General features: G+C 34.0%; 17 protein-coding genes. 4 read left to right on the forward strand and 13 right to left on the reverse strand.

Features of this window, described 5'->3' with window-relative positions:
- Together DPQ89_RS09460 and DPQ89_RS09465 are read left to right on the forward strand one after the other, a co-directional pair.
- Positions 1-263: transposase (locus DPQ89_RS09460; RefSeq protein ID WP_164848336.1), on the forward strand; the 263-nt coding region annotated here is incomplete at its 5' end.
- 355 nt (positions 264-618) lie between these two features.
- Positions 619-1,740, forward strand: coding sequence for a GIY-YIG nuclease family protein (locus tag DPQ89_RS09465; RefSeq protein WP_127716694.1), 1,122 nt, complete (start codon positions 619-621; stop codon positions 1,738-1,740).
- A 276-nt stretch (positions 1,741-2,016) separates the two neighbouring features.
- Here the strand turns inward: DPQ89_RS09465 and DPQ89_RS09470 are convergent, their stop codons facing one another.
- The 4 genes from DPQ89_RS09470 to DPQ89_RS09485 form a co-directional block, all read right to left on the reverse strand.
- Positions 2,017-2,787 (reverse strand): nucleotidyl transferase AbiEii/AbiGii toxin family protein, encoded by a 771-nt coding sequence (locus DPQ89_RS09470; protein WP_127716695.1) that lies wholly within the window; start codon positions 2,785-2,787, stop codon positions 2,017-2,019.
- On the reverse strand, positions 2,787-3,587 hold the full coding sequence (locus DPQ89_RS09475; RefSeq protein WP_127716696.1) for a type IV toxin-antitoxin system AbiEi family antitoxin: 801 nt from the start codon (positions 3,585-3,587) through the stop codon (positions 2,787-2,789). The genes DPQ89_RS09470 and DPQ89_RS09475 overlap by 1 nt, the downstream gene beginning before the upstream one ends.
- A 227-nt stretch (positions 3,588-3,814) precedes the next feature.
- Positions 3,815-4,507, reverse strand: coding sequence for a DDE-type integrase/transposase/recombinase (locus tag DPQ89_RS09480; protein ID WP_370350772.1), 693 nt, complete (start codon positions 4,505-4,507; stop codon positions 3,815-3,817).
- 6 nt (positions 4,508-4,513) lie between these two features.
- Complete coding sequence (locus DPQ89_RS09485) at positions 4,514-5,065, reverse strand: hypothetical protein (RefSeq protein WP_127716698.1); 552 nt, start codon at positions 5,063-5,065, stop codon at positions 4,514-4,516.
- Positions 5,066-5,347: 282 nt separating this feature from the next.
- Here DPQ89_RS09485 and DPQ89_RS09490 point away from each other — a divergent pair, with 282 nt between their 5' ends.
- A complete protein-coding gene (locus DPQ89_RS09490) occupies positions 5,348-5,881 on the forward strand; it encodes a hypothetical protein (RefSeq protein ID WP_127716699.1) in 534 nt (177 codons plus the stop codon).
- A 181-nt stretch (positions 5,882-6,062) separates the two neighbouring features.
- Here the strand turns inward: DPQ89_RS09490 and DPQ89_RS09495 are convergent, their stop codons facing one another.
- From DPQ89_RS09495 to DPQ89_RS09535, 9 genes are all read right to left on the reverse strand, one after another.
- Positions 6,063-6,899, reverse strand: a complete 837-nt coding sequence (locus tag DPQ89_RS09495) for a hypothetical protein (RefSeq protein ID WP_127716700.1) — start codon at positions 6,897-6,899, stop codon at positions 6,063-6,065.
- A complete protein-coding gene (locus tag DPQ89_RS09500) occupies positions 6,874-7,077 on the reverse strand; it encodes a hypothetical protein (RefSeq protein WP_127716701.1) in 204 nt (67 codons plus the stop codon). The genes DPQ89_RS09495 and DPQ89_RS09500 overlap by 26 nt, the downstream gene beginning before the upstream one ends.
- Before the next feature lie 134 nt (positions 7,078-7,211).
- Positions 7,212-8,354 (reverse strand): site-specific integrase, encoded by a 1,143-nt coding sequence (locus tag DPQ89_RS09505; RefSeq protein WP_127716702.1) that lies wholly within the window; start codon positions 8,352-8,354, stop codon positions 7,212-7,214.
- A gap of 8 nt (positions 8,355-8,362) precedes the next feature.
- Positions 8,363-8,551: a helix-turn-helix domain-containing protein gene (locus tag DPQ89_RS09510; protein WP_164848337.1), complete on the reverse strand. Its 189-nt coding sequence runs from the start codon at positions 8,549-8,551 to the stop codon at positions 8,363-8,365.
- A gap of 10 nt (positions 8,552-8,561) precedes the next feature.
- Positions 8,562-8,870 carry a single-stranded DNA-binding protein gene (locus tag DPQ89_RS09515; protein ID WP_127716704.1) on the reverse strand — a complete coding sequence of 103 codons (309 nt, stop codon included), beginning with the start codon at positions 8,868-8,870 and terminating at the stop codon, positions 8,562-8,564.
- Between the two features lie 13 nt (positions 8,871-8,883).
- A complete protein-coding gene (locus DPQ89_RS09520; protein ID WP_127716705.1) occupies positions 8,884-9,264 on the reverse strand; it encodes a hypothetical protein in 381 nt (126 codons plus the stop codon).
- A gap of 218 nt (positions 9,265-9,482) precedes the next feature.
- Positions 9,483-10,181, reverse strand: coding sequence for a hypothetical protein (locus DPQ89_RS09525; RefSeq protein WP_127716706.1), 699 nt, complete (start codon positions 10,179-10,181; stop codon positions 9,483-9,485).
- Positions 10,181-11,674: a type IV secretory system conjugative DNA transfer family protein gene (locus DPQ89_RS09530; protein WP_127716707.1), complete on the reverse strand. Its 1,494-nt coding sequence runs from the start codon at positions 11,672-11,674 to the stop codon at positions 10,181-10,183. Before DPQ89_RS09530 ends, DPQ89_RS09525 begins: the two co-directional genes overlap by 1 nt.
- Complete coding sequence (locus tag DPQ89_RS09535; RefSeq protein ID WP_127716708.1) at positions 11,667-12,194, reverse strand: hypothetical protein; 528 nt, start codon at positions 12,192-12,194, stop codon at positions 11,667-11,669. The genes DPQ89_RS09530 and DPQ89_RS09535 overlap by 8 nt, the downstream gene beginning before the upstream one ends.
- Positions 12,195-12,447: 253 nt before the next feature.
- On the opposite strand from DPQ89_RS09535, the gene DPQ89_RS09540 reads away from it, so the two are divergent.
- Positions 12,448-13,396 (forward strand): ISL3 family transposase (locus tag DPQ89_RS09540; RefSeq protein WP_127716709.1); only part of this gene is annotated, 949 nt, incomplete at its 3' end.

A 13,396-nucleotide genomic window follows, 5' to 3' on the forward strand; every position in this document is an offset into this window, starting at 1 on the left:
ATAGATTTAAAGAGAGGATGCTATCAATTTACAATATCAGAGGCTTTAAGAGGGCCCGTAAAGCATTTACAAAACTAACTGATGAGATGGCATTATCAGGAAGAAAAGCAGTACAATCCCTTCGCAAAACTTTAGTGAAGTGGCGAGTGGAAGTATTAAATTACTTCAAGTCAGGAATTACTAACGCTAAGACCGAAGGGTATAACAGAAAGGCAAAACTAATTCAAAGAAAGGCCTACGGTTATAGAAATTTTGAAAACTAGAGGCTTAGATTGATCTACGATTGTAGATAGATCAAATCTTGAAATATAGTTTTTGGAGCTCATTTTTTAATGTTTTCTGGTGAGCTATATTTAATTGTTAAAATATTGAATAAGAAAACCGATAGTTAGATTACTAACGAAAGAATATTAGATTTTTAGAATGCTTTAAGTTATTTCTAGATCGATAGTTTGATTGTTTTTCCACTGCCTACCGAGTACTCCCGATTTTTACGATAAGACAAAGATCTATTAGAATTATATCTTGCTCGAGAACAAATTAATCATTTTTTGTGTATTAATTCAGTATATTTTACATAAACAATCATGTGATTCAACTATTATGATATAAGGAATAATGGAAGAAAGAAATTTACTTTGGAACTATAAATTAAACTCCGGAATTGTCTCTCAAGCAACAATTAGTGATCTAATTGACCTCTATAGAAAAAACCTTATCGGAAAAACTACCTTAGTTAAACCAACTACTGGTTTTAACTGGCTAAAGCTTCAAGACAGTATTCTATTTTCCCAAAAGTTCAAAGCTCAATTTGAAATAAAAAAAAGCATATTCCAGAAAACTGAAGCGTTACTACTTTTTGTTACAAAGCCAATTAATAAAGTCTACAAAAGTATCTGCTCTCCATCAGTAACTATTCCTAAAAATATAATATATAACGAGTATTATAATTACAGAAACCATGCATACACCATTAACTATAGTAAAACCTCAGAAGAAGTTCTATCTAGCTTCTTCAACCTAAGACTAACTACACAAATTCTCCTTACCCTTGCCATTGGAATTTACCTTTTTATTAATATTTCCAATAACTACGTGCTTAGTCTTTATACTTTATTATCTTTACTATCTTTTCCATCTCTATTTGCGGATAACAAAAAGAGAAAGAATGCTTTTTTAAATGATTATTTGGCAAAAGAAATCATTAAACTCAAAGCTCAATTAAGGAATCAAGTTGACCTAAAGATAAAAAATGAAGAGCTTGAGAAGCAAAAAGAGTATCAGAGAAAGGTTTTTGAGCAAGAGAGAATTGCTTACAAAAAAAGAAGAGAAGAAGAGAGAATTGCTAACGAAGAAAAAAAGGAAAAAGAGAGGCTAGAAAGGGTAAACAATATTCTTAAACGTACAAAAGAAGACATGGGGCCAAATTCATGCTGTATATATATACTAGAATCATTAAATTCCATTAATCTTCCAATTAAGCTTGGTATTACAAATAATATAGACAGAAGAGTCAGAGAACATAGAAAACATACAAATATTAAATACTCTCCAAAGCTCGTAATTTGGATGAAAAATAAAAAGCACGCGCAAAAAGTTGAAACGAAATTAATTAAACAGCTAGTTAGTCATGGACATCCAAGAGCTGGAAATGAGTTTTTTGCAATTCCTTGTGAAGTAGTTACGAATAATTTATTTGAAGTTTTTGATCGACTAAAAAGAAAAAATATAATTTATTAGAGAATTGCCACATATTTGCCACAATAAAAAAAGGGAAACCGAAGTTTCCCTTTATTTTTAAATACTTAAACCGCTATGGTGGAGGTGGCCACCGGCCTGTAACACTTGATTATCATTGATGATTTTTTTTAAGTGTAGCCAAAATAGCCAATTGATTTCATTTTCAAAACGTTTTTAAATTCGTCTATCCATTACTCTTGAGAGCTTGGAAACATGTTAGCGTAGTGTCTCGAAATCGACAACAGTCTTAGTCTACTAGACTTCTAATTGTACGCCCTATATTTTTGATAAGACCTCTGCCTCAAACCACTGATAAGCCAACTCAACATCATATTCGATATCAGCAGGTAGTAATGGCCCAAGATCTTCTAAAAAACCCTGATCCTGCATTTTCTCTTCGAGGTTTTTTGCATATTCTTTTTGAGAGACTCCAATATCCAACTTTTTAAAACTATCTACTATCTTGTCCCAATTGAGATCCAATTTACTTAACTCGTATAGGTCAAATAGATCTCTCCCCTTCCTTCTTTGGTACAATGCTCTAATTTTTGTTCCAATCATTTCTTCTTTATCAAATGACATAACAACGGTTTCTCCAGAGAAATATTCTGATTCAACTTTAAAAGGAACTGCATTCAATTTTTCTTGTGGAAGTGTTTCTCTCGTATTGATCTCAATCTTTAAACGACTTGTTTCACCTGACACTGATTGATAGTCGTAGATGATCTTTACTGAGTTAGCTGTCCTTTTTACTTTCTTAGGCTCCCCCAACATAACAACTAATGCTTTACGAACGTTATCAATGATTGGTTTTGAAGGGCCTTTTTCAAGTCTGTTAAGATCAATATCTTCTGAGTAACGTAGACCATGTGGAAAAACCAGCTTGTGTAGAGCAGTTCCACCTCTAAAGGCTATTCGTGTTTTTAAGAACTCATTATTAAAAATTTCAACAAGGGCCCGAGAGATTACTAAATCCTGTTCGACTTGATCATCTAAAGGCCAATCTGCAATCTCTCTCCATTTTGTAATTATTGGCTTTGCTATCATTAATCTGGCTCCACTACGACATTTTCATAAATCATCCATTTTTCAGAAAATGGTACAGATGAAAGTTCACAATTTTTTTTTGATGTAGAAAGAGAGACTTTGTATGGCCGTCTATCTTTCATCTTCTCAAATATATATTTTGCTTTTTCTTTTTCTCCTAGAACAACATCTAGAATATAACCCAATCTTTGTATAATTGAAGTTGGAACTGATTTTTTAGAACAGATATCTGCTAACTTCTCCATATCAATCTCATCTAACAAATCTTCAAGCACTGTCGCTATATTGTTCAGGTGCCCACTTCTTTTAGGAAACGATAAAATATCTATTGCTGTCAGCTCAGGTGTCGATATATAAAAATATCCACCTATTCCTCCAACCTTCTCTATCTCTTCTATTTCATCAAAGTTATTCTTTGTTACAAATTCAATATTCATTGCACTTAGTGAAATTGGCTTAATCATTTTGTCAGCAACAACAGTATAATTCATCACTGCTTGATGGGACGCTCCTCTATATGCTGCTGCATTTAGTAAGCCAACATAATACCTTGCTCCAAGATACTTCATCATCGAACTAAGAAAGTATGAAGGATGTAATACTCCTGATGTATGTCCAGTAATTATCCCAAAACCCTTTCTTATCATTTGAATCTTATTCTTCTTTGCTAGCCTTGATAATGCTACTGATACAGAGCTTTGCTTTATAGAAAGCTCTTTCGAAATCTCTGCCAAAGTAAAGTAATATTGCCCCTTAAGGGCCAATTCATCTAAATATGTTGTTACAGTTCTATCTTTCATTATTATACTTATATTAACACAATTGTAAATATAAGCAAATTGGTGAATATACCTAGATATACAAGACTGCTAATATAAGTATACTAACCTATAACCAACCCTATATTTTCAACAACTTGCACAAGGTGAATGGTTTTAAGCTAGTACCAAAATATTCTCTCCAATATTAGGAAGAAGGTACATTTCTTCAGTAATAATCGACACGGTACACACACCAATAATAAATGTTATATTGTGAAACTTACGATATTCCCACTAGCACAAGACAAGTTAATCATTGGCCGTTCAGCTCTACTCCTCCCAATCCCCAAGGCAAGCTTCTCACGAAGGTCAGAGAAGTCACTCAGTCCGTTATAAACTTCATTAGGCTTGGCCCCATGAAATATTCCAAGAGGAGTATCGTTAAAGTATTTAACTGAGCGTTCAACTATTCTATAGATACGAGAAAGTTTGTAGTGACAATATTTACAAATAAACTTCTGTTTTAAGATTCTAAAAAACGACTCCACCATTGAGTTTGAAAATACTACATCCTTCTTTGCAACTAGGGCCGTTATTCCTCTTCCAAGAAATAGTTTCTTTATTTCATTTCCAGTATTCTCTCCACCTCCATCAATTAAAAGAGTTTCAGGAATAATCTCCTTAGTTGTGTCCAACATAGTTTTAACACTAAGAGACTGTCCCTTCTTTTGAGAGAGTTTCCAATTAATCACCTTTCTTGAAAAATTATCAACGATAACCTGTAGATAAACCTTTCCTCCATCCTTTAGCTTAAATTCTGTAATATCCATATGCCATATTTCATTAACTCTCGATGCTCTTATTCCGCAATTGTACTTTTTAACTTTCCTTCTCTTTATAATTTCACCTCTAAACTCTTTAACGTACTTTCTCCAGCTGTCATAGCCACAGGCAAGTATCCCCTCTCAAAAGGCGTAGTACTGAAGACCTTTTATACTCATATGGGACAAGCGTGGGTCTCTGGCCAGATTATAAATCTTTTCCTGCTCTCTAAATGTCAGTTGGTTTGCAGAAAGTATCTTACATTTCTTAAGACCTATTCTTATACAACCCTTAACTTCAACTTTCATTCTATGAAAACTATTTGTCTTAATGCCAATGAGATCACAAAGCTGGGCTTTAGGTATCCAAGAACAGAACTTGAGAACTTGCTCAACGATGACTTCTTTGTTCTTCTTATTTTGTAAAAACTCACGCCATCCATTTAGATTCTTTATAAATGTTTTTAGAAAGAGAACTTTAGCCTTTTCAATTTGAAGCTCTGCCTCTAGTTGTTCAATCTTATCTTTAAGAGCATCATCAAGATTTAGATTTTTAAGACGTATGCGCTTCTTAGAACTTCTTATCCAATACAGCGCTGTTGATCTTGGTATATTTAGTTCTGGAAATAAGTCTGGATTACCACTCTTAATGACCATCTCTTTGATTTCATCATCAAATTTTCTGTAACTATTCAAAGGACACCTCTCTTTGACGAAAATTCATCAAATGACTCTCGTATTCTCGTGTTTTAGGTAGCTTATCGTAATGATAAACGAAAAATCTTATATAAAGTATAAGGAGTAATGTTGATTAATTGGAATGTTTTTGGGTGTGTTTGTTGCTAGAACTGCCAGGGAGGGAGCTTTGATAAAAATTGCCTAAATGAAAAACTATGAAAAATTTACAATCGAGACAAAATTATTTCGTATTCTCTCATAGAGGGGTTAGGGTTATAACTTATCTCATATAAATGACTTATGAGCGAAAAACACAAGAAAAAAGGACAATCGATGAAAAATCTAAAAATTTCTGCCCTATTAGCCATAATACTTTCAAGTATTACCGTGCATGCTGGAGATAGAGTACTGTTGGAGTGCACCTTTGATACAGCATCAACTGCGATTATTTCCTATAATTCTAAACAAATTAGAAATAATACTGGAGCCACAATGGTTTCTTTATCAATTCCGTTTACCAAAGAAGAATGTGAAGAGTACACACCAAGCCAGCTAGAATGCGACGAAGTAAATCAATACACACTATTCCCGGACTTAAAAAGTTTAGAAAAAGGTGAGTCAATTGTATATCTTGAAAGCTATTACAATGAAGAGGACACAATCATTGCCACTGAAACTGTTACAGTTCCCCTCAAAACATTATCTATAATAAAAAAGAATGAGACCTTATCAGTTCCCTTGCAATTTAATTCAATCGAAGCTTCTACAGGTAGTGTGATAAATACCGAAACAACAACAATGAATTGTAAAGCTTCAGAAGTTGAGAGGGATTAACAGCAAAATATTATTTATATTACAAAGAGCCTCAGGTTTCTCTCTGTGGCTTTTTTTATTTACCTTACTTTCACCCAATACCTCGCCCACGAACCAGGAATATCCGTCGGAAATACAGAGTGTCTTATGATATTTTATTTATATTTAAGGCATATAGGAATAAATAGTGCTGTTTAAATTTTCAGATGAGTCTTACTTGACTATAACGCTCTAGGTCTTTTTTTAAAGTCGACTTAAAATCACCAAGTCTACTATCAGGTAAGACAACCGTTTTATCTTTAGCACAAACAGAAACGGCATAAACGAGATCATAATCAAGAGTGATGATATAATCCATATTAGTTTCCGAGAACATATTTAAGATTAAAGCATCTGAATACCCCATACCAGTTGTTGCTGATAGAGATGTCGCGTTTTTCCATTCAATTTTTCTATTATTAAAAAGATGTGCTTGCTTCTCATCATGAGCTGATAAATATGTACAAAATTCGTCTATCAATATTTCTTGCTCTTCAATATTGTTAACAAGGAAAAGTTCACAAAGCTTGAGCCAGCCTATTTCGTTTTGAACATCTCTTGCTCTAAATGACTTTTTGACTTCTTTTAATTCAGAGTCTCTCAGGTAGTTAACGGAAGAATTAAAGTTTTCTTCGTCGTGGCCTACACGTTTAGCTTCATCAGCAACACGTTTTCCACGTCGCATTTTCATTTGGTAAATTACTTGCTTAGAATCTGTAAGAAGTTCAACATTTGGCAAAGATGATAAGCTAAAGATTCCTTCAGTTAGAAGCCTTCTTCTTTGGTAATCTAAATATTCTGCTTTAGTTGTAACAGTCGTAAAATAATTTACTTCTGCACAAGCCTCTAACTCATCAATAAACCTACTAACTAACTTATGGTTAGTATGCTCTTGATCAAAGTTTGCTATAAGTATATTTGAATCAATTATTATATTCAGATCTTTCTGACCTGAGACCTTTTTTAAAAATTGTTTAAATCCAAGTCTGTTCGATGCCATTGTCCTCTCTTTTAATAGCGATTTTCTCAATTCTTTCTAGCTCTTCTGATTCTGCATTCTCATTTATGATATTAACAAGATCAACAAGCTCCTCATGAGAAGGTTTCTTATTATTGATCTTATTCATCTCTTCTCTTATCTCTTTAGCAGATCTTCTTTTCTTCTTTTCTTCTTTCATTATATTCCTCCGGTGAACTAATATTATCACCATCTCAGGGCACCTAACACTATGAAATCACGTCTCTTCTTAGTCTTAGAATTACAATAAAAACATATCATACTGTCACCAGATAGGCCTCTTTAATTATGGGACTACACATGCGTAGTCCCAAAATTCATAGATAAAATATTCCCGCCGATATTAGGAAGAAAATTCAATCCCTCAGTAACACCTTTTTCATCAATCCCAGAAAGTCGCAAATAATAACTCATTGTTTTTAAATCTTTCCATCCACAAATCTTCATCACTTTAATAGGCTCAACTCCAGACCCTATTAACTGAGTAGCAAAGCAAGCTCTCAAAGTATGAAACTTAATTTCAGGAAGGCCAATCGACTTACAGAAAGCTTTAAGTATCTTCGCCTGATAACCCTTTCTCCACATCACTAGTCTTGGAAGTACAAACTCAGACTTAGACTTTTGTTTTAATTCCAAGATTAAAGTCTTCAACTCTCCCGATACAGGAACAGTTCTCCAGTAGCCTGCTTTTGTACTCTTAAAAATATTCTCTCTTTTATTATAAGAGCGCTGAACTGTAATAATTTGATTATCAAGATCAATATCTTCCCACTTGAGAGCGTAAAGTTCCCCATTTCTCATACCAGTCAATAGAGCCATAGCCCAAATGGAATACCACTCGTGGTTAGATGATTTACTTTCATATAGAAGAGATCGAATCTCATCAGCTTTTAAAATCTCAGGTCGCTTCTCTTCTTTTAACTGAATCTTTAATCCATAAACAGGGCTATTATGAACTCCCCTAATAATGCGTTCCTCAATGGCCCATGAGTAAATCATATTAATGGTATTCTTTAAGCGCTTTTGAAAAGACTTTGTTCTCCTCTCTTCTAAAACAGTGTTTAAAACTTCCCTTCCATCACCCCGAGTTATTTCTACCGCAGGACGATCCAACCAATTCTTAGTCCAGTTATTCATCATTGAAATATAGTCCTTAATCGTCGCTGGGTTATACTTCTTATCCAGATAGCTCTCATCACTTACAGTTGATGCCCATTTGCTCACAACCATTCTCCAAGTCATCCCATGCCCTTCTCTTTGAGCTATTTTATGGGAGAGGTCCCGAAGGAGATTTCTCTCCTTCCGAACCGCTTCTGCTTTTGACTTAATCCCCTTGATTCTTTTTTGAAGGCGAATATGTGGCATGACCTTGGATCTCAAATTAATGTAAACACTATAAGACAATACTCCGTTGTTCATTATTTGATTAACTGCCATACCACCTCCTAAATTAAAGAATTCTCAATTAAGTTATCTAGCTCAGACTTTTTAAAGAATAATCGTCTCCCCCATTTTCTTTTTATCAGATATCCTTTACTCACCAGTTTCCAAATGGCATTCTGTGTCTTCCCAAGATACTTGGCCGCTTCATCTGTAGATAACCAAGACTTATTAATATCTTTAACGCTATTCAAAGTGACCTCCTTAGACGTTTGGAAACCCAATTAGATTCGCAGTGATTTCTTGATACTTCTTTATCTCTCCGTCATCTGTAGTAAATTCCTTAAACTCTCGATATCCCTTAACGAAAACTTCCTTTCCCTTTTTAAGATATAAAGAACAAAGTTCAGCCTGTTTTCCCCATACAACAACCTTATTCCAAGTTGTCTTCTTTTCTTCTTCATCAGTAGTGGCCACCGACAAATGGCACACGGCCTTTTGAGTTTTTGTATATCTAAGATCCGGCTCTTTTCCTAAGCGTCCAACAAATAATTCTGTATTATTGATATTCATAGTTTTCCTTTGATTAATTTAGGTTAAGCTTCTTTAAAAGATATTCCCCAAGGCTAAGCTTCACATTGTTCTTGGCATTGTATTCATCAAGACTTCTTTGCACTTTCTCCATCTCTGAGAGTGAATTTTCTTGAACCCTATCAATATCTTTTGTCGTGAGCTTTCCCATTGCATACAAAGCAATATCCTTAAATAGAACTTCACCTCCATGCTTTTTGTCATTTGCCTTAAGTAGATATTCTTGTACAATCTTCAACTCTTTTTCATTTTTACTTAGATCAACAAAGAACTTAGTCTGCTCCTTATTTAATACATACTCAGGCTTCTCATCTTTAGGTCTTCTCCCTCTTTTCTTCTTCGTACCTTCTTCATTTTTATTTTTTTCTTCTATCATTTAATTAATCTCCAAATTTAGTTTTAATTCCCACCTTCGCCCCATCCTTTAATCTTAGAATCAATTGTTATTAGCTATTATTGACCACTTCCTCGTAACTCGTGGAGAGGGGGTGGTCAAAAATCGCGTCCAATAACTACTTGATTCGACTAGAGTAAAGAGCATGGGGCGAAGGTGGGTGTAAACTTAGATAAACTCTGTCCGTACACCGTATAAACCTATTCACCAAAGATATCCATAAAGCTCTTTTCTTCACCTTTAAAGTAACAATTAGCTTTTTCAAAATTAAACCTAGTTGGTGTCAGTTCATCATCTAATAGTAAAATTACTTTTCTCCTCACATCATCAGTCATATTTTCTAAGATCTTCTTATAAGATCTATATGTAGTTTCTTTGTTAATGACATAGATAACGTAAGAGTAATAAATGCAATTAGAGTACTTGATCAGTTTATCTGTTAGTCTTGATTTACTTTTTTGATGCAGCTCAACTTCTATGGCCAATGAATATTCTTTTCCATTCTTTTGACCAAAGATAAGTCCATCAGGTTCTATATCTAACCCACGCCCGAAGCATTGTACTTGACCCGTTTTAAAGTTCTTAAACTCGATCATCTTGGTTACAATATTCGTTGCGATTAAATCATGATTTAAACTATCCTCTGCCTCATCAAAATTAGCCCCATAAGGGCATATCTCTGAACCTTTAGGTGTTAGAGTGATAAACTTTCTTCTCTTATCTCCAAGAATACTTCTAACAAAACCTTCAGACTCAAGTTTCTTAATTTTTCGACAAAACATTTGATACGATATACTAAAATTCTTTCTCTCATAGAGAGACTTCATTGGAATGATTTTCCATCGCCCTACTTCTGAAAGAATATCAATGTAACCATCAATTAGATAAAAGCTCTTCATTATAGACAGTCCTCCGTAGTAGGAGTCTCATTACCTTCATGACCTCTTTGATTTCTTTTATCTATCCAGTTGTTATATTCATAGAAATCAATATTTTTATTAATAGTCTCTTGATCTATATATTTAACATTCATAAGATCAATTCTTGTTGGTTGCTGCCTTAATAAAATACATTGGCCTACGTTTAAATTCTTGATGATATTTGGGTGAACGATTAACTCTTCAACCTTTCTTTGAGAACCTAGATCTAACTCTTGTCCATCTTCAATACGAACTGTTTTCTTAGTACTTTCCATTGTCCCGATAGAGTTAGAAATATCCTCAGCTGCTTCCTGCATTCTTTGCTTCATCACATACCAATTTAATGAATTTTCAAAGACCTGTTGGCAAAGCTCTGGATTAATCTTATTAATATCGCTTGATGTCTGAAATGCCGAAGTAATCTCAATCTTAGCTCCACGACACTTATTTAATATTTCGATAAACTCATCTGTAATAACTGCTGAAAGCTCATCAATATAAAGGCCTAGAGGCTCTAAGTTATCTTTTGAAGAAGCTGTTATATTTCGATATGTGTTATATACACTATAGTTAATATCTCCTAAGACTAACTTACCTATGGCCCTAGCTGTTTCAGCATAACCAAGAACAGATAAGCCGATATAAACGCATTTACCTTCATCCCTTAACTGATTAAAAGAATACGCATCATCTCCTTTAAGAATCTCACCAAAGTCAGAATTAAATATATTATCTAATTTAGTTAGAAGTCCTTCAATTTCAGACCTATTTAAGATTGATTTACCTTCCTCTTTCTTTTCACATAACTCTAGTACCTTTAGATAGATATTTTCTAACGTTACAAGACTCTTTCTCTCTTTTAGATCTCTAATTGAAACTTTCAAGGCCTGTGATGATTTATTAGCGTAAAACTCTTCACTCCAAGTAAAACTTTTAAAAACTCTATCAGCGATATGGTTTACACTTCCATCTAGGACAGGATTTAAAGACAGCTTATTTTCTTTATTGTAATACTCAGAGAATACTAAATACTCTCTGTTATTCATTCTACAAAGTTCAATGAATCTTTCTAATGATTCGTTATCCCCCTTTGGATCAATATATACGACAGGCTTTCCCGCTCGCATATCATCAAACATTAAACTATCTAAAAGAACTGACTTTCCCGACCCACTGGCCCCAACAACTACAGAGTGCTTAGATTTGTTAATATCTTTTCCTATAATAAGCTTCTTACTTGTTAAAGAGTACCCAATTGAGTCGAAACTAGTTGTTTTCTTAGATCCACTCAGATCATCACGCTCAACTTTTCTAATTTCTGATGACTCACGTTTAAATACATATCTATCAAGTGCTGCGGTTAGTCCCTGAGCTAAAAGTTCAATCCCTTTAGTTATTCCAATAGAAAGTAGATCTACAATTGGTACAATAAACTCACCTAAACCTAGATTTTTATCTTTAGACTTATTCATTCTTCTCACCTCCTAAAACTTCATCATAAGCATGCTCATAAATTTGAAAGGATGGAATATAAAAAGTTTTATTCCCCTTATTTAGATATCTCTCTTTAGATTGATACTTAATGATGTACTGTTGCTTAATCTTGCCCTTTAACTTTTCAGGTAGCTCCTTAGCTGGTGTTTGATAGACTTCATCTTTAGAAAGATTAGCTTCTATATTCAAATTACCTAGATCTAGCTCAAGAAAATTTGGGTCAAGCCTCTTTCTCTCTTCAAGCATGTGATTCAATTTCTGGTTTCGTGGATCATCTTCATAAAGAGCGTAACCAATCAAGGCCGACAGCCCTGCTCCGACTAGGCCAAAGATTGCTGCATTAGCTCCCTGACTTTCTTTATCAGGACTTAATGCATACCCAGCACTTGCACCAGCCAGACCTCCACTTAATGAACTATAGACAATAGTCTTTTTCATTGAAGAGCAGGAACTAAGAATAAGGCTTAATACGACTATTAAAGTCATTTTACTTTTCATAATTCCACCTTCTTTTGGAAAAAGATAAAAACGGGTCTTCTCGGTTAACAGTGGAACGCATATAATCAAGACCAAAACGATCAAGATAAGCACGAGTATTCAAATCTGATAAAATTCTTTTTACCACAAAACGGGTCTTCTCGGTTAACAGTGGAACGCATATAATCAAGACCAAAACGATCAAGATAAGCACGAGTATTCAAATCTGATAAAATTCTTTTTACCACAAAACAATTTTACAGGAGAATACTCAATGCTTGAATCACAGATTAACAAATTTCTATCACTTCCAGAACTTAAATTTACTAACAAACGAAATTTATCAAATCATATTATTCAATTTGATGCATATAAGTTTTCTAAATTTGAGGTTTGTCCAAAGTGTGCAACCAAATCGACAAAAGTTCACGATCAGGTCTATGTTCATATTAAAGATATTCCCATTCGAGACAAAACTGTTTACCTGAGAATCAGAAAAAGAAGATTTAGATGCCCAAGCTGTAATGCTGTTTTTCGTGAGCCAGTTCCTGGAATCAGAAAAGGATTTCGATCTACTCAAAGGTTTAGGTCTCATATCCGCTGGTGCGCTTCAAACTTCACAGACTTAAAAAGAGTAACAGAGAAACTAAGATGCTCTTCCTGGTTAGTTTATAAAGCTTTTTATGAGCAACTCGCACTTGATGTAAAAAAACTAGACTATTCATGGCCCAAAACAATTGGAATTGACGAGCATAGCTTCGTTAGAAATACAAAAACTCACTATAAAGAATTTGCTACGGTCTTTGTCGATTTTAATAACAATAGAATACGAGAAGTTACTCTAGGTCGATCATTTGACGATTTAATAAATTCTCGCGCTGTTGATATTCAAGGTCGAGAGAATGTTAAAAATGTAGTCATTGATATGTCCTCTACTTATAAGAAGTTTGTTTCTAAACAATTTCCAAATGCCTTAATCACAAGCGATAAGTTTCATGTAATAAAGCTGTTCAATCATACAGTTAACAAAATTAGAATCGAAATCATGAAGCATCCAGTGTTTGAAAAATCTAAGACAAGTCCAATGAGAAGACTCTATTTAACTAGAGATGATCGTTTGAACTTTTCTCAACGTTCAATTGTTAGACACATAAACGGACTCTTTCCAGAACTTGAAGAGATCTATAGATTTAAAGAGAGGATGCTATCAATTTACAATATCA

This window comes from Halobacteriovorax sp. HLS (genome assembly GCF_004006665.1).
In the GTDB taxonomy this organism is placed as follows: domain Bacteria; phylum Bdellovibrionota; class Bacteriovoracia; order Bacteriovoracales; family Bacteriovoracaceae; genus Halobacteriovorax.